Source organism: Kiloniella majae (genome assembly GCF_002118315.1).
Classification (GTDB): domain Bacteria; phylum Pseudomonadota; class Alphaproteobacteria; order Kiloniellales; family Kiloniellaceae; genus Kiloniella; species Kiloniella majae.
Window position 1 is genome coordinate 133504 of sequence record NZ_MTSZ01000004.1, and the last position, 15614, is coordinate 149117.

General features: G+C 48.6%; 17 protein-coding genes. 10 read left to right on the top strand and 7 right to left on the bottom strand.

Annotation, left to right across the window (positions count from 1 at the left end; translation table 11 throughout):
- Positions 1–5 precede the first annotated feature (5 nt).
- On the bottom strand, positions 6–335 hold the full coding sequence (locus tag BKB51_RS13450; RefSeq protein ID WP_125911843.1) for a hypothetical protein: 330 nt from the start codon (positions 333–335) through the stop codon (positions 6–8).
- 339 nt (positions 336–674) lie between these two features.
- Here BKB51_RS13450 and BKB51_RS13455 point away from each other — a divergent pair, with 339 nt between their 5' ends.
- Positions 675–1259 (top strand): helix-turn-helix domain-containing protein, encoded by a 585-nt coding sequence (locus BKB51_RS13455; protein WP_085901614.1) that lies wholly within the window; start codon positions 675–677, stop codon positions 1257–1259.
- A gap of 26 nt (positions 1260–1285) precedes the next feature.
- On the opposite strand, the gene BKB51_RS13460 is transcribed toward BKB51_RS13455, so the two are convergent.
- A complete protein-coding gene (locus tag BKB51_RS13460; protein ID WP_198946739.1) occupies positions 1286–2356 on the bottom strand; it encodes an alcohol dehydrogenase family protein in 1071 nt (356 codons plus the stop codon).
- A gap of 246 nt (positions 2357–2602) precedes the next feature.
- On the bottom strand, positions 2603–2953 hold the full coding sequence (locus BKB51_RS13465; RefSeq protein ID WP_338066537.1) for a rhodanese-like domain-containing protein: 351 nt from the start codon (positions 2951–2953) through the stop codon (positions 2603–2605).
- Positions 2954–3140: 187 nt separating this feature from the next.
- Between BKB51_RS13465 and ftrA the strand changes: the two genes are divergently transcribed.
- On the top strand, positions 3141–4148 hold the full coding sequence (gene ftrA, locus BKB51_RS13470) for a transcriptional regulator FtrA (protein ID WP_085901829.1): 1008 nt from the start codon (positions 3141–3143) through the stop codon (positions 4146–4148).
- Positions 4149–4460: 312 nt separating this feature from the next.
- Here ftrA and BKB51_RS13475 read toward each other — a convergent pair whose 3' ends face one another.
- Both BKB51_RS13475 and BKB51_RS13480 read right to left on the bottom strand, forming a co-directional pair.
- On the bottom strand, positions 4461–4853 hold the full coding sequence (locus BKB51_RS13475; RefSeq protein ID WP_085901616.1) for a GFA family protein: 393 nt from the start codon (positions 4851–4853) through the stop codon (positions 4461–4463).
- Positions 4854–4941: 88 nt separating this feature from the next.
- Positions 4942–5847, bottom strand: a complete 906-nt coding sequence (locus tag BKB51_RS13480) for a leucine-rich repeat domain-containing protein (RefSeq protein WP_125911844.1) — start codon at positions 5845–5847, stop codon at positions 4942–4944.
- A gap of 376 nt (positions 5848–6223) precedes the next feature.
- On the opposite strand from BKB51_RS13480, the gene BKB51_RS13485 reads away from it, so the two are divergent.
- Both BKB51_RS13485 and tdh read left to right on the top strand, forming a co-directional pair.
- Positions 6224–7414 (top strand): glycine C-acetyltransferase, encoded by a 1191-nt coding sequence (locus BKB51_RS13485; protein ID WP_085901618.1) that lies wholly within the window; start codon positions 6224–6226, stop codon positions 7412–7414.
- Positions 7415–7519: 105 nt separating this feature from the next.
- Complete coding sequence (gene tdh / locus BKB51_RS13490) at positions 7520–8551, top strand: L-threonine 3-dehydrogenase (protein WP_085901619.1); 1032 nt, start codon at positions 7520–7522, stop codon at positions 8549–8551.
- Positions 8552–8655: 104 nt separating this feature from the next.
- Here tdh and BKB51_RS13495 read toward each other — a convergent pair whose 3' ends face one another.
- A complete protein-coding gene (locus BKB51_RS13495) occupies positions 8656–9246 on the bottom strand; it encodes an OsmC family protein (protein WP_158090232.1) in 591 nt (196 codons plus the stop codon).
- Between the two features lie 96 nt (positions 9247–9342).
- On the opposite strand from BKB51_RS13495, the gene BKB51_RS13500 reads away from it, so the two are divergent.
- Positions 9343–9960 carry a TetR/AcrR family transcriptional regulator gene (locus tag BKB51_RS13500; protein ID WP_158090233.1) on the top strand — a complete coding sequence of 206 codons (618 nt, stop codon included), beginning with the start codon at positions 9343–9345 and terminating at the stop codon, positions 9958–9960.
- A gap of 196 nt (positions 9961–10156) precedes the next feature.
- Here the strand turns inward: BKB51_RS13500 and BKB51_RS13505 are convergent, their stop codons facing one another.
- Positions 10157–11125: a hypothetical protein gene (locus tag BKB51_RS13505; RefSeq protein WP_085901622.1), complete on the bottom strand. Its 969-nt coding sequence runs from the start codon at positions 11123–11125 to the stop codon at positions 10157–10159.
- Positions 11126–11306: 181 nt separating this feature from the next.
- Here BKB51_RS13505 and BKB51_RS13510 point away from each other — a divergent pair, with 181 nt between their 5' ends.
- From BKB51_RS13510 to BKB51_RS13535, 5 genes are all read left to right on the top strand, one after another.
- A complete protein-coding gene (locus BKB51_RS13510) occupies positions 11307–12209 on the top strand; it encodes a LysR substrate-binding domain-containing protein (RefSeq protein ID WP_085901623.1) in 903 nt (300 codons plus the stop codon).
- Between the two features lie 345 nt (positions 12210–12554).
- Positions 12555–13190 carry a LysE family translocator gene (locus tag BKB51_RS13520; protein ID WP_085901625.1) on the top strand — a complete coding sequence of 212 codons (636 nt, stop codon included), beginning with the start codon at positions 12555–12557 and terminating at the stop codon, positions 13188–13190.
- 179 nt (positions 13191–13369) lie between these two features.
- Positions 13370–13933: a cysteine hydrolase family protein gene (locus BKB51_RS13525; protein WP_085901830.1), complete on the top strand. Its 564-nt coding sequence runs from the start codon at positions 13370–13372 to the stop codon at positions 13931–13933.
- A gap of 67 nt (positions 13934–14000) precedes the next feature.
- Complete coding sequence (locus tag BKB51_RS13530; RefSeq protein ID WP_085901626.1) at positions 14001–14486, top strand: cupin domain-containing protein; 486 nt, start codon at positions 14001–14003, stop codon at positions 14484–14486.
- A 413-nt stretch (positions 14487–14899) separates the two neighbouring features.
- A complete protein-coding gene (locus BKB51_RS13535) occupies positions 14900–15574 on the top strand; it encodes a helix-turn-helix transcriptional regulator (protein ID WP_198946740.1) in 675 nt (224 codons plus the stop codon).
- Positions 15575–15614: the final 40 nt, after the last annotated feature.

Sequence of the window (15614 nt, forward strand, 5' to 3'; positions counted from 1 at the left end):
TTCCCCTACGTTGATTCTACAAATATTTTTACGGCAGCTCCAGAAATTGATCGAACTGTTGCCTTGAAGTTATATCCCTGATCTAGGCATTGTTTGAGATTATGTGCCTGACCAACTATTCCGCCTACTACATTGCCCTTATTCAAAATACGGACAACTTCGATAGAATTCATAACAGACAAATCAACTTGTAAAGTATCGCCCAAGTTTAACTTATTCACTTCTCCAAGAACGGGGCTATTAATGTGAGTTTCAAAAGAATAATTGCCGCAATCTATACGATGCCCGCCACTTCCACCTGAGCCAAAATTTCCACTAGATCCGCTGCCTGACAAAACTTCCTCCATATTTAATCTACGGTTTCTCGTCAAATTTGATTTGTTGAAACCACCTACATTCCAAGTTCAATTTATGTGTGATGCTTTTGGAGGTTATGAGGAAGTTCCTAATGAAAACACTATAGTAAAAGCAATCAAATGCAACCTTTGGTGTAAATAATAATAAACTATAAACTGATGACTATGAGGCGATAGGTAGATCAAAAGCTACAGTTTAAAATTCTGAATAAAACTTCTTTTAAGTCGTAATGATTTGCCTCATACCCTCTTCCATCTGGCACCTTGTTTAAAAATCCACTATGGTGGAAATTCCACTAGAGGGGTTTTAGGTAAGGTATGACGACAAAACGCAAGGGTGTTCCGCAGATCGGGGATAAGGTGCGGGATGCGCGCAAGGAAAAGAAGCTGACGCTGGATCAGTTGGCGAAGCTTTCGGGGGTGTCGAAATCCATGCTCTCGCAGATAGAGCGCGGACAGGCCAACCCCACCTTTGCGACGCTCTGGAGCCTGACGCAAAGCTTTGGCATGGATATCTATGAACTGCTAGAGGGCGCGCCGCGCGAGCCGGAAGTGGTCAAGATAGAGGCGGTGCCCGCGAACCTGACACCCACTATGTCCAGCCCGGACGGTAGCTGTGTGATGCGTATTCTCTCCCCCGTTGAAAACGCCGCACTGTGTGAGTGGTACGAACTGAGCTTCGAAGCCGCCGGGGCCTTGCGCTCTGCCCCCCATGCCGAAGGAACCCGCGAACACCTGACGGTGCTGTCGGGCCGGATAGAGGTTGAATCCGCTGGCGACACAGAAACCGTCGAAGCAGGCGGCACCGCCCGCTACCCCGCTGATTGCGATCACGCCCTGATCAATGTGGGCGACGGCAACGCCGTTGCCCTGCTGGTGGTGGAACGTTTACAGGGGCTATAAATTTGGGGTTTTGATCGGATGAGCCATTAGCTATCGGCGTTGACGGTCAACACAATCTTCCCGATATGTTTCTTTTGCTCGAATGATGTTTGTGCAGCGGCGATTTCCGAAAGGGGATAGGTCTCTGCGACCAATGGTTTGATTTTGTTTTCTTCGATCAGCTTGACCAGATTGCCAAAGACTTCCGGTTCCAGAACGGTACAGCCGAAAAAGCTCAAATCCTTGAGATAAAGCGTTCTGACGTCCAGCTCGACAAGCGGGCCGCCAATGGCCCCGGCCACGGCATAACGACCACCGCTTTTCATGACCTCTAACAGTGATGGAAAGGCATCTCCTGCAACCAGATCGATAGCAACATCAACAGAGTTTGCGCCCAGCGCGTCGGCATAGTTTACATCCCGACCTAGAACCTGATCGGCCCCGATTTCCAGTATTTCGTCTGCCTTGGATGGGCTGGTTATGGCAATAACGCTTGCGCCACGGGCTTTTGCCAGCTGAATAGCTGCGGAGCCAACACCACCCGAAGCCCCTGTAATCAGAACGCGATCATGTGGTTGCACGCGGGCCCTTGTGAGCATGTTTTCAGCAGTGGAATAGGAGCAGGGGAAAGAGGCAAGTTCATGGCTTTCTAGGGTGCTTGTCACCTTGTAGGCATGGCGATTACTGACGACGGCATATTCGGCAAAACCGCCATTGCATTCTGATCCGAAATACCATGGTGTCTCCAGCGTTTTTCCCTGAGCTTCGCGAATGCAGGGTTCAATCAGAACGCGCTGGCCAATACGATCCTTTTCGACGCTATCGCCCACCGCAACGATGGTGCCGCAGACATCTGCGCCCTGTATACGCGGGAACTGCAGGGCTTGTCCGGACCAACTGGCATCATCGCTATCTCCGTCACCTTTGGAATACCAGGCTGTGCGTGTGTTGATATCGGTGTTGTTCACGCCGGCGGCTTCGACCTTGATCAGAACGTCGTGATGTCCCATGTCGGGAAGGGCAAGATCGTTACGGTATTCAAGTTGATCAAGATCGCCATGACCTTTGAGGATAACGCCAAACATTTTTTCAGGCATACTTGGTGGCAGGTTTGCCATGATGTCGATCCCTTCGTGGTGCTTCGTAAGTGGATATTCGCATTCCCGATGGTGAGACGAATTGACGATAGCCCCATATATCGCACACGTAAATCGACTAAATTACCCGACCTGTAAAAACTCCATCCTGTAAAAGTTATCGAGAATTAATGAGGCAACCTATACGCAGCGCTGCAATATGAATCGGCCTCCAAATAGGCTGATATCAAAAAATCAGGCCCAAAAAAATATCAGGCCCAAAATAAATTAGGTAATACCTGTGATGAGGTCAAAGCCTTCGTCTTTCCAGCCTTCGATACCACCGATCAGCTCTTTGACCTTATAGCCCAGTTTGGCGAGGCGCACGGCGGCTTTGTTGGCACCGTTACAGTGCGGCCCTGCGCAATAGACAACGAACAGGGTGTCATCGGGATAGTCGAGCATTTTGCGGGCAATGATCTTGCCGTGGGGCAGGTTGATAGCCTTGGGGATATGTCCGACTGCATAGAGATCCGGTGATCGCACATCCAGCAAGACAAAATCCTGTTCCTGCTCGGTCAGCGCATGGTGCGTATCCCAGCAATCGGTTTCCACACGCAGGCGGCGTTCAAAGTGCAACAGCGCTTCATCCGGAGCGGCGGCGGGAACGAGGGCGACATTAGAAACCATTAATCTTTCTCCAAAATCTTCGTGTTCAGTAAGTGATGAAAATGATCATAGGGCGCTTTTTTATGCTTGCCTATTGGCATAAATGACTATATTCATATAAATAATGCCAATTAATTCAGATAGTGAAAAATCTGCCATGAATAAAGAGTCTCGCCAAAAACCAATTCAGAAACAAACTCCGGAAGCGCCGGTTAAAAAGCCAAACCACCTCGTAGCGGCTGTGGTCTATGACGGTCTCTGTACCTTTGAATACGGTATGGTTGTTGAGGCCTTTGGCCTGGACCGGCCCGAGTTTGATAACTGGTATGATTTCACAACCTGTTCAGCGGATAGCGGGCCTTGCCGTGCCATTGGCGGGCTTCAGGTGACGGCGGAAAAGGGGCTAGAGGTATTGGAGAAGGCGGACACCATCGTGGTTCCGGGTTGGCGCTCTGTACACGAACGCCCGCCAGAGGCTTTGTTGGAAGCCATCTGGGCGGCCTATTATCGCGGGGCCAGAATCGTGTCGATCTGTTCCGGCGTCTTTGTGCTGGCGGCGGCGGGAATCCTGCGTAATCAAAAGGTCACGACTCACTGGCGCTATGCGGATCTGTTGGCAGAGACCTATCCCGATTTGCACGTTGATCCCAATGTACTCTTTATTGACGAGGGGCGAATCATGACCTCGGCGGGTTCAGCCGCAGGTCTCGATCTCTGCCTTAATATTATTCGCAGTGATTTTGGTCCGGCAGTTGCCAATAAAGTCGCCAAGCGGTTGGTCCTTCCGGCACAGCGCGATGGCGGTCAGGCCCAGTTTATCGACCGCCCACAGGTGCGTCGGGAATTGGCAATGGATGATCTCTTGGCATGGATCAGAAAGCATCTGCACACCCCACTGCGGGTGGAAGAGCTGGCCAAGCGCGCGCACATGAGCCTGCGCACCTTTATCAGGCGATTCAAGGAAGCAACGGGGCTACCCCCGGCCAAGTGGATGATTCAGGAGCGTCTGGCACTGGCCTGTACCTGTTTGGAAGAAACCGCGATGTCTGTCGAAGAAATTGCCACGCACTGTGGCTTTGGTCTCGCCGATACTCTGCGCCACCATTTCCGCGATCAAATGGGAATCAGCCCGACGCGATACCGCCAGAACTACCAGATTATCTAGCCTGTTGTGGCAGCGCCACGGGCGTTAATCTGGAGTTTGAAACTAAGGGCGTGATTCTTGTGCTGAGGTTGTGCGTTGTCTCTGTGAGTCAGTTCCCGTGGTTCACTCTGTGGTGCGGGCGTTGAGCAGACAGATAGTTAACGTGTGGGCTGATTCAGATTCTTGATTACGAACTCTATGAAGAGACGACAGCTTTTATTTTTGGCGGTGTTCGTAATTTAAAAAGCTAAGGCCTCGAAGATCTCTGAGGGGATCAAGAGGTTGTGTCCTGCTGACGCAACCTAACCGAGAAGATCAGAAGCTGCCTAGTCCCTATTCCTCTGAGCGACCTGTGTCATCACGGTCGCGCGCGTATTGTTTTGCATGGAGAAAGGCTGGCAGTGTTGCCTCACGACGAATGGTCCAGCTTTCATAGGTGGGAATCAATTGGTCAGGCGTATCCAGTGTTCCCAAATGAACTTCAATCTCGTCATCTGTCTGTGCAAAAACTGATGATCCACAGTCTGGGCAAAAATGTCGTCCCTTATAGCCGTGTGTATCTCCCTCAATTGTAACAGCAGCCTGTGGAAACACTGCGGCGGCATAAAAAAGCGCGCCATGGTGTTTTCGGCAATCTATACAGTGACAAACACCAACCCGATAAGGCTTTCCCGAGGCCACAAGCTGGACCTTGCCGCAGAGGCATCCCCCGGTGAACTGTTCCATGTTACGTCTCCTTCAGGGTTGGATCGTTTGTAGATTTACTGGATTTTGTCATGAATCAAGTTTCGAAGGTTCAGATTGTCCCTTGTGACTAAAGATACACGGCACATCCGTTCTCTTCCAGTTCGTCCAGCCAGCGCGGCGGGTTACGCAGACGCGTCCAGCGCAGATCAAGTTTCCTGAGGTTGGGAAGATCCCGCAAGCTGCTTGGAAGTTCTGTAAATTTGTTTGCTCTGAGATCAAGGTGAATCAGATTATGCGCATTACCTAGTGAATCAGGAATTTTTTCAATTCCATTATTGCGCAGATCAAGAACTTCGAGATTCTCCAGATTTCCGATCGCATCTGGTAACTGTGTGATTTGATTTCCCTGCAGATAAAGCTCGCGGAGGGTGACGAGAGTACAGAGCTCATCGGGGAGAGATGTTAGCTGGTTATTATACAGCCTCAATTCTCGTAGGGCTCCGAGATTTTTCACGGCACTTGGTAGACGGTTCAGCTTGTTATCTGTCAGGTTGAGATACTGCAGGGCGGGTAAAGACCAGAGTGATTCAGGCAGGTCGCTGATTTGGCTATTGCTGGCGTAGAGGATTTTTAGCTTTCGGAGTTGCCCTATGGTCCGGGGCAAGCTTTCGAGCGGCTGATGACTAAGGTCCAGTATTTCCATCTCTGTTAGTGTGCCGATTGAATCAGGTAAAGCCTTCAGCTTGTTACCGTAGATATACAGCTCTTTTAGCTGACGCAGTCGCTCAAGACTCTCAGGGCAACGGGTTAGGTGATTACGCCCGATAAAGAGCTTTTCCAGATGTTCGAACGACAGCAGATCTTCAGGGAGTATATCAAGCCCGCAGCTTTCGGCAGCAATATGTTGGATCATGCCGTTTTCCTGCGTGTAGCAAAGCGTGCCGTCTTCCCGGTCACTGATGTGGGGAATTTCACTGACTTTGATCGTCTTCTGCAGGGAAGCAAACGGCCTGTGTATCGGGGGTGAAGTCACCTGTTGTCCTTCTTTTTTATTCTTCTGGCTAATATAGCACGCGGCTTACTTGTAAGTAATTGTGTCACAGTAAAAACAAGACCTGATTCATGTGCTAGTCTGGTATGCCAATCTAGTGTGATAGTATTCTCTATACGAACTATAAGGGAAACAGGAGTCTTGTTGTGGCGAGTTGATGCTCGAACCAGGGTACTGTGGCCAAACCTTACGGGCCAAGCCTATCTTGTGTTTTCTTGTGCAGCGTTTCAGCTAGATCTTGCAGTATGTTTTCAGGTCACGGGCAAAATTCCACACAGTAAGTGGCTTGACGAATCCCTTATACTAGATAATATATCTATTATATTGAACTTCCATTGAAACGGGATCGCGACGGGTTATGAGCAAGTCCATTATCAAACATCTTACGGGTGAAATTGCCACCTTGAAGGAATCAGGTCTCTACAAGGCAGAGCGGGTGATTGAATCATCCCAGTCTTCGGCGATCAAGGTGCAGTCTTCTGGTGAAGTTCTGAACTTCTGTGCCAATAACTACCTTGGCCTGTCCAATGATTCCGGTTTGGTCGCAGCGGCGCAAAAGGCACTGGATGCTTATGGCTTCGGGCTTTCTTCCGTCCGTTTTATCTGTGGTACGCAAGATATTCACAAAGAGTTGGAAAGCCGTCTTTCCCATTTTCTGGGACAGGAAGACACCATTCTCTATTCCTCTTGCTTTGATGCCAACGCTGGCCTGTTCGAGACCATCCTCGGCGCTGAAGATGCTGTGATCAGTGATGCCTTGAATCACGCCAGCATTATCGACGGGGTTCGCTTGTGCAAAGCCAAGCGCTATCGTTATGCCAACAGTGACATGGACGAACTGGAACGTTGCCTGAAAGAGGCACAAGATCAGCGCTTCCGCCTGATCGTGACAGATGGCGTTTTCTCGATGGATGGCTATATAGCCAACTTGCCTGCGATCTGTGATCTAGCGGACAAGTATGATGCACTGGTGATGGTGGACGACAGCCATTCTGTCGGCTTTATGGGCCCAAATGGTGCCGGAACGCCGGATTACTGGGGCTTGCGTGATCGGGTTGATATTATCACAGGCACATTGGGTAAGGCTTTGGGCGGCGCATCCGGAGGCTATACCTCTGCGAAAAAAGAGATCGTGGACTGGCTTCGCCAGCGTTCACGCCCGTACCTTTTCTCCAACTCTCTGGCTCCTGTGATCACGGCGACGACCCTTGCTGTGCTTGATCTGGTAGAAAACGGGCAGGGCCTGCGCGCCAAGCTGGTTGAAAACAGCAACCACTTCCGCAAAGGCATGGCCGAGCTGGGCTTTGACCTCCTTCCCGGTGAGCACCCCATTATTCCGGTGATGATCGGCGATGCGGCCCTTGCAACTAAGTTGGCAGATGCGTTGTTACAGCGGGGCATTTATGTCATCGGCTTCTCGTTCCCCGTGGTGCCAAAAGGTCAGGCGCGTATCCGCACCCAAATGTCGGCGGCCCACACGAAAGAACAGATCGACCGTGCGATAAAAGCCTTCGGCGAAGCCGGAAAAGAACTGGGGATAATTGATTAACCAAATTGTTGGTGCAATTTGGCAAGCCCGACTGGGCGTCCGAGCGCAATACGCTTTCTTCAAGAAGCGGTACTAATTAATCGGCAAAGCCGATGGAGTTTAGATATGAAAACCTTGGCAAAGTTAAAGGCAGAACCCGGGATCTGGATGCGCGATGAAGCCAAACCGGAAATCGGTCCCAATGATGTTCTGATCAAGATCCGCAAGTCGTCGATCTGTGGCACCGATGTGCATATCTACAACTGGGATGACTGGGCCAAGGCAACGATCCCCGTCGGCATGACCGTGGGCCACGAATACGTCGGCACTATCGAACAGGTCGGCAGTCAGGTCTCGCATCTGGAAATCGGTCAACGTGTTTCGGGCGAAGGTCATCTGACCTGCGGGCACTGCCGTAACTGTCGTGCCGGACGTCGTCATCTCTGTCGCAATACTGAGGGCGTTGGTGTGAACCGCACAGGCTCTTTTGCCGAATACCTTTGCCTGCCAGCCAGTAACGTCTTTATTCTGCCCGATGATATTTCTGACGACATCGCGGCGATCCTTGATCCTTTTGGCAATGCGGCTCATACCGCGCTGTCCTTTGATGTGGTTGGCGAAGACGTGCTGATTACAGGCGCTGGCCCCATCGGCATTATGGCGGCGGCAATCTGTCGTCATGTCGGCGCCCGCCACGTGGTGATAACCGATATAAACCCCTATCGTCTTGAGCTGGCCAAGAAGATGGGCATCAAACACGCGGTTAATGTCACGGAAAGCTCGGTTGAAGAAGTCATGTCCGACCTCGGCATGACAGAGGGCTTTGACGTCGGCCTCGAAATGTCTGGCAGCGAACCTGCCTTTAATGGAATGCTTGGCGCCATGAATCACGGCGGTCGCATCGCCATGCTGGGTATTCCTCCCGGACGGATGGGCATCGACTGGAACGAAGTGATTTTCAAGGGCCTCGTGATCAAGGGTATCTATGGCCGCGAAATGTTCGAGACCTGGTACAAAATGGCCGCCCTGATCCAAGGCGGCCTCGACCTGACCCCGATCATCACCCACCACTACAGCATCGACGATTTCCAACAGGGTTTTGATATCATGCGCTCGGGCAATTCGGGTAAGGTGATACTGGATTGGGGACAAGACTAGGAGTTTGCGATCTGAATAACGTTGGTAGATGAATGACCTGAGACAGGTATCTATGCAGCCGCTTTGGATTAACGGCAGCATAGATAGCGTCTTGATTTTGAATTCTAGAGCTTTCTTCCATTTAGAAGAATCTCTGTCGAAGCCGGAACAGCATTAATAACTGTTTGCGCCGCCATACAAGCCTGTTCAGCCACATCGATCATCTTCTTGATCGTATCATCACTTTCCTTAGCCTCGATCAGAACAAAAGTCTCAATTCCCTTGGATAAACCTTCCATTTGCCCGCCCATTTCAGAAGTCATTCCCGGGATGCGAGATTGGAATTTCATTTTTTGCTCAATTTTGATTGAAGAAATATTCAGCTTTAAACTATCTGCATAGCCTTTTAGATGTGTTAGTAGGCAAAAAGCGATGCCAGCAGCTAAGTACGATAGCGGTGCCGGGGCGCTATCGGATCCTCCAATCATTTCCCCTTCATCACATAAAAGTTCAAAAGCGCCAAATGTTGGGATATTGGGCTTTACGTAACCGCGTTTGACGAGGCCAGGACCATTAATGAGCTCTGCAATAACGTGGAGTTCAAGATCTAACCCATCTTTTGTTTTCTTTGCAGGCTGTATTTCAAATGATATGGGCGACGGCATTTTATCAATAGGCTTAACTATTGGCTGATTAATTATTGAATTTGATGTCATTAGGGCTTCTCCTATAGGTTGAGATACGATATCGTATCCATAAATATTCATATGGTACGATTTCGTATCCTTCAACAGGTGGCAAGGAGAAAATTTGTGGGTAAAGATGAAATTGATCTTACCGAGAAACAAATATTAAGGCGTGGCGAGATATTGGATAGTGCGACAAAGTTATTTCTTAATGAAAGTTACGGGCGAACCACAATGGATAATGTGCTCACTCTCGTCGGGGGATCTAAACGTACACTTTATAAGTACTTTCCTAATAAAGAAGCACTTTTTACAGCCATCATAGAACAGGTTTCAGATCGTGTATTATCTGCATTTACGCCGCTACCTCGCGAAGGTACTTTTAGGGAAGCTCTCATAGATATGGGAGCGCGCTATCTACAGGTGATGACTTCTGCGGAATGTATTTCTCTATACCGTGCAATGGTAGCGGAAGCCCCTCATTTCCCTGATTTAGCAGATAACTTCCTTCAAAACGGGCCATGCCGTGCCAGCCAACATCTCGCGGAATATCTTCGTTCACATGCAAAAAATAATAGATTAAGAATTACCGATCCGGATCTTTGCGCAGCTCAGTTTATGGGTGCAGTAAGAGGGAACGTGCATTTTCATGCTGTTTTTAATGGACGAGTCCCAACTAAAAAAGAAACCCGGATGATCTCAGAAACAGCAGTCGAGACCTTACTCAATGGTTGGCGTAAATAAATAGTCTTTTGGGGGTGAGTATCGATGACCGTGAAATGTGCGAGACGTGGTCAAAATGGTTGCTCTGATTCAAGACGCTCTGGCCCGTCCCTGATCATCACTTACCACTACAGTATCAAACTTGTGGCGTGATATCTTGAATTTCGACTGACGCCGAACAGGTTTTTCTTCTGACTTTTGACCGTTTCTATGATTTTCAATTATAACTTGTGTTTTGAGCATATTCAGTTGTTTGTTCAAAGGCATCGCGAGCACTAATTGCGTACCAGTCAGTACTTGTAAATAGGTGCAGTTTTTCATCTCGACCAATTAGAAAGCCTTCTAAAAAGGATTCTCCGTAATTTGGTCTTAGGGTTACTGGAGTGGCTGTTACTAATGATTCTTTGGTTTTCTTGACCAGATAAGCAGTAGAGATTGGGTCGTCATATTGCCCATTGAAAAGTAAATAATTATCTGACATAGCGAAAGTTGAGCAACCAGCTAATTCCGATGTAAAAAACTGTGTTTGAAAATTTTTGGAAATAGTACAGAAGTCAAAGTCACTGTAATAGAAGATGTGAGTACCTTTTGACGTAATGTTCATTGCATAGCAATCATCAATAATCTTTTCAGTGTCGTTAAAGCTCCAGATAATATTTCCTTTTGAATCAAAGCAGTTAACACCAGATTTCCCGATTGGTTTTGTGAAAGGAGGAACGAGAACATTACCCCAACCATAATTTCCACAAATACCTTCATCAAAATATGAGATCCAAATATGATCATCACGATCTATCAAAACCTGCTCAATACCATCCCCGGCAAGGAATTTTAGAATTGTTTTTGTCGTGGGGTTATAAATCATTCCGTTGTAGTCATAATCGTCAACACTCCTGTATTGGCAACGTCTGTCTACAATAAGTAATGAACCATCCGAAAAAATATCGATGATGGGGGCTAAATGAGATCTTGTTATTATAGGCGGAAGTAAAATTTCTATGACTGATGTTTTGCTCTGTTTTACAACTTTATAGTGCTTTTCTCCTGAGTTTGAATTGTCTGAACTTAGTTTTTTCTTATGTAAATAAATGGCGTCACCGTTCAATGTTATAAAATGAGAAACAATATCATAATCGTTATCGAAATTTGGAATCGTGTTAATATGTTCAAGTACGATATCTAACATAGTAATATTTTGTAATGCTTTTTGGTGTGTAGCAATTGAATTATTCAATTCTTGTTTGTGTTTTTTTGGTAATACGCTGCTTTAAAATACATGATTAATTACCAAATCATCGTTACATTTATAATATATCCTGATATCTATTCCCCCGTGTCACAAATAAATTCTGGCTCAGGGCAAATATATGGATAATCTTTCGGCGATGGGCATCTTTGTGAAGGTGGTGAACGAGGGTAGCTTTTCGGCGGCGGCGCGGGCGGCATCACTGACGCCTTCTGCGGTGAGCAAGCAGGTTGGTCGGTTGGAAGATCGCCTTGGGGCGCGGCTTTTTAATCGCACGACGCGGCATCTTTCCCTGACCGAGGTTGGTAAGGGCTTTTATGAGCGCTGTTGTCAGATTTTGGTCGATGTGGAAGAGGCCGAGGATGCAGTGGCAAATCTGCATGCCGCGCCACGTGGAACGCTTAAAATCAATGTTCCCGTGGCTTTTGGGCGCTTGTGGATTACCGAGCTCATTCCCGAATTTATGACCCTCTATCCCGAAATCAAACTGGATCTGAATCTACAGGACCGCTTTGTTGATCTGCTTAGCGAAGGGTATGACCTTGCTGTGCGTATCGGCGATCTGGAAGATTCCAGTTTGATCGCGCGCAAGCTGGCGGCAAACCGTCGGGTGGTCTGTGCCTCGCCGGATTACCTCAAAAAACACGGTGCGCCAAAACACCCGAAAGATCTGGAAAACCACGATTGCCTGATCTATGCCTCACGCGCTTTTCGCAACGACTGGCGGTTTGAAGGGCCGGACGGGGAAGATCTGGTCCATGTCAGTGGCGCCGTAGAAACGAACAACCCCGAAGTCATTATGGATCTGACCTGTAAGAACATGGGCATCAGTCTGTTACCCCTCTGGCTGGTTGGTCCTGCCATTCGCAAAGCCCATATCGTCGAAGTCCTGCCCGATTACCACGTCCCCGACAGCGCCATCTACGCCATCTATCCCCCGGGTCGCCACTTGTCCCCCAAAGTCCGTGTCTTCGTGGACTTCATGGTGGAAAAATTCAACCTGCCCGAAAACCACTTTATCTAGGAGACATTGTCTCCTTTCTTTGTTGACGCTTTGTTCTAAGTTCCGATAGAGTTGGTAAAACACCAACCAAATCAAATTCTTGATTTGGCAAGCCCAAGTGGGCGCCCGCAGCGGAGCGAGGACAAGCATGCGCGGCGCTTGAGCGTAATACGCTTTCTTGAGAAGCGGTATGAATCTTCTTAGCGGCACTTGAGCGTAAATTAAACACCAAAACCAGATTGATGCCCTCAATCTGGCAAGCCCAAGTGGGCGCCCGCAGCGAAGCGAGGAAAGCCTTAGTGGCGCCTGAACGAAATACGTCCTCTTCAAAAGGACGGTAAAAAAACAAAAGGAACTCTCATTCCCATGGATACCTTCAGTGTTCTTTCTACTATTGCTCTGGTGAATATCATGGGCTGGTTATCGCCGGGACCAAACATGTTTGCGGTAATGAGTGCGTCGCTTAGCCAGGGAAGGCGTCATGGCGTATTGACGGGTTTGGGCATTTCTCTGGCGAGTTTTATCTGGGCGATCTTAGCTGTTCTCGGGGTGATTGCATTATTTGATCTTTTCCCTCAAGTGGTACTTGGTCTCCGATTGATGGGGGCGGGCTATTTGCTTTGGTTGGGGTTCAAGGCTTTTAGAAGTGTTCTTACTGTGTCTGATAGTGATATGTCGCTTTATTATTCTGATAACTCTGGTTTTAAAGCTTTTCGTTCCGGCTTTATAATCTGTGCAACAAATCCCAAGGCGGCTTTGTTCTTTGGCTCGGTCCTGACGGCGTTTGTGCCAGCCAATGCCTCAAACGAACTGCTGATAGAAATCCTTATGGTCTGTCTTGTGTTCGGTGTGTCCGGCCATACGATTACGGCGACTGTTTTTTCTACGGACTTTATTGTTCAGAAGTTTGTTGCTGCGCGGCGACAGATTACAGGTGTCTTTGGCGCAACCTTTACCTTGCTCGGCGTTGGCGCAGCTTATGATGCCATAAGGCGGTTTTGATGAAACTCTTAATAAGAATAGAGCGCATATCTCCAAATCAAATACTTGATTTGGCAAGTCCGACCGGACGCCCGAGCTTATGCGAGGACCAGCATGCGCGGCGTTTGAGCGCAATACGTCCTTTTGGGGGACGGTACAAATTTTCTTAGTGGCGCTTGAACGATTATAAAGGCCTTTTGATGAAACTACCCACAAACACGGCACTTGTTATTATCGATGTGCAGCGGGCCATTGATGAAGCTTTCTGGTCGAAGCATGGGCCACGAAACAATCCCGATGCGGAACAAAAAATGGTGGCTGTACTGAAACACTGGCGCGATACCAAGCGCCCGGTCTTTCATATCCGGCACGATAGTGTGCATGCTGATTCTACCTATGCGCCGGGGGCGGAAACTCATGCCTTTAAGCCCGAGGTTATGCCTCTCGCTGATGAAGAGATTATTGGGAAGACGGCGAATTCTGCCTTTATCGATACAACACTAGAACAAATGCTCCGGGATCAGGGGATTGATCACGTTGTGATGATGGGTGTCATTACCAACAATTCTGTCGAGGCAACTGTGCGCCATGCTGGTAATCTCGGTTTTACGACCTATCTTATAGAAGACGCCTGTTTTACCTTTGCCTTTCCCGACTATAGCGGCACCCTGCGATCAGCGCAGGAAGTCCATGATATGTCACTTGCTAATATGGATGGTGAGTACTGTCAGGTCATCAAAGCAGCACAGGTATTGCACGTCTAGCGACAGGCCTTTGGGTCGATCAATGAGCATAGTTGTTTAACGACGATAAAAATAAAGCGGGGGAGCTATGAAAAACTATCTAATCAAAAAACATGATGTAGAACAGATGCAGGGCACGGAAAAAGAGCATTTTCTCAACTCCAATGCTGTGCGTACAAACAAGTCCCTCGGCGATCTCACAGGTCTGACGGGTCTTGGCTTTCATATTATAGAGGTCGAGCCGGGCCGAGAGACAACGGAATACCACGTGCACTATCACGAAGATGAATGTGTCTATGTTCTGTCCGGTACAGCAACGGCCTATATCGGCGATGAAGCCTATCAGATCAGCGAAGGCGACTTTATTGGCTACCGCGCAGGCGGAGAGGCCCACGGGATCACGAATACAAGCACTGAAACCTTGAAGTGCATCGTTGTCGGCCAACGGCTCGCCTTTGACATGGCTGATTATCCGCACAGGGATAAACGTATCTTCCGTGAAGATGGCAAACCATGGCAATTGGTGGACAAAGAAAAAATCGAAACCCCCACCGGCCCTGTGGGCAAAAAATAATAATTTTATTTTTTACCGTCTCTTGAAGAAGACGTATTCTCGTTCAAGCGCCACTAAGGCTGGTCCTCACTTCGTTCCGGGCGTGCGTTTGCACTTGCCAGATCCTTTATAGGATCTGGTTGGAGCTCAATTCTGGGGATAAATTACCATCCAAATTGCGTACTGCAATTTGGCAAGTTCGACTGAACGTCCGAGCTTATGCGAGATAAGCCTTAGTGGCGTTTGAACGAGAATACGTCCTCTTGAGGGACGGTACAAAACTAACCCGGATCCTATCTAGGATCTGGCAAGCCCAAGTGGGCGCCCGAGTTAATACGAGGACAAGCATGCGCGGCGTTTGAGCGCAATACGCCCTTTTGAGGGACGGTAACATTACTTCAAGGGAGGTCAACATTTCACGCGCAGAACGACTTTTGAGTTTGATAGAGGAATTCAGGCGTCATCGTCGTCCTGTTTCGGGTAATGATCTTGCGCAGGCATTGGGTATATCAATCCGGACGCTCTATCGGGATATCGCTTCATTACGGGCGCTGGGGGCAGGTATTGAGGGGGAACCCGGTGTTGGGTATGTGTTGCGTCCGGGATTCCTTTTGCCCCCGGTTATGTTCACGGCAGAAGAAGTGGATGCGCTGGTTCTTGGATCGCTCTGGGTGGCGGATAAGGCAGAGGCACCATTGGCTGAAGCCGCGAAAAAGGCGATGGCAAGGTTAACGGCGGTTATGCCAATAGAACTTGTTGATCGTGTTGAAGCGCAATATGCCGTCGTGGGACAGAGTGAACCATCCCATCAAGAGACAGTTGATATGACGGTGGTGAGACAGGCGATTCAAAACGAACGGAAGCTGCTTGTTCACTATCGCGATGGAGCGGGAAAAAGTTCAGAACGTGTTATATGGCCGTTCTTTTTGATCTATTTTAATGGTGGACGCCTTATTTCTGCTTGGTGTGAGTTAAGGGATGATATACGGCATTTTCGCACGGATCGTATTGAAACTCTTTCTGAAATACCAACACGATATCCCCGTCGTCGACACGACCTCATAAAGCTTTGGCGGGAAGCTGAATCGTGTGAAAACGCCTCAAAATGACTACTGCCATTTTCTGACATGCCAGCGGGTTAGTGTTCTT

Excerpts from the sequence above, each read along its gene's own strand:
- BKB51_RS13455 (WP_085901614.1), top strand. The coding sequence starts at position 675 with ATGACGACAAAACGCAAGGGTGTTCCGCAGATCGGGGATAAGGTGCGG.
- BKB51_RS13460 (WP_198946739.1), bottom strand. The coding sequence starts at position 2,356 with ATGGCAAACCTGCCACCAAGTATGCCTGAAAAAATGTTTGGCGTTATC.
- ftrA (WP_085901829.1), top strand. The coding sequence starts at position 3,141 with ATGAATAAAGAGTCTCGCCAAAAACCAATTCAGAAACAAACTCCGGAA.
- BKB51_RS13475 (WP_085901616.1), bottom strand. The coding sequence starts at position 4,853 with ATGGAACAGTTCACCGGGGGATGCCTCTGCGGCAAGGTCCAGCTTGTG.
- BKB51_RS13485 (WP_085901618.1), top strand. The coding sequence starts at position 6,224 with ATGAGCAAGTCCATTATCAAACATCTTACGGGTGAAATTGCCACCTTG.
- tdh (WP_085901619.1), top strand. The coding sequence starts at position 7,520 with ATGAAAACCTTGGCAAAGTTAAAGGCAGAACCCGGGATCTGGATGCGC.
- BKB51_RS13495 (WP_158090232.1), bottom strand. The coding sequence starts at position 9,246 with ATGACATCAAATTCAATAATTAATCAGCCAATAGTTAAGCCTATTGAT.
- BKB51_RS13505 (WP_085901622.1), bottom strand. The coding sequence starts at position 11,125 with ATGTTAGATATCGTACTTGAACATATTAACACGATTCCAAATTTCGAT.
- BKB51_RS13510 (WP_085901623.1), top strand. The coding sequence starts at position 11,307 with ATGGATAATCTTTCGGCGATGGGCATCTTTGTGAAGGTGGTGAACGAG.
- BKB51_RS13520 (WP_085901625.1), top strand. The coding sequence starts at position 12,555 with ATGGATACCTTCAGTGTTCTTTCTACTATTGCTCTGGTGAATATCATG.
- BKB51_RS13525 (WP_085901830.1), top strand. The coding sequence starts at position 13,370 with ATGAAACTACCCACAAACACGGCACTTGTTATTATCGATGTGCAGCGG.
- BKB51_RS13530 (WP_085901626.1), top strand. The coding sequence starts at position 14,001 with ATGAAAAACTATCTAATCAAAAAACATGATGTAGAACAGATGCAGGGC.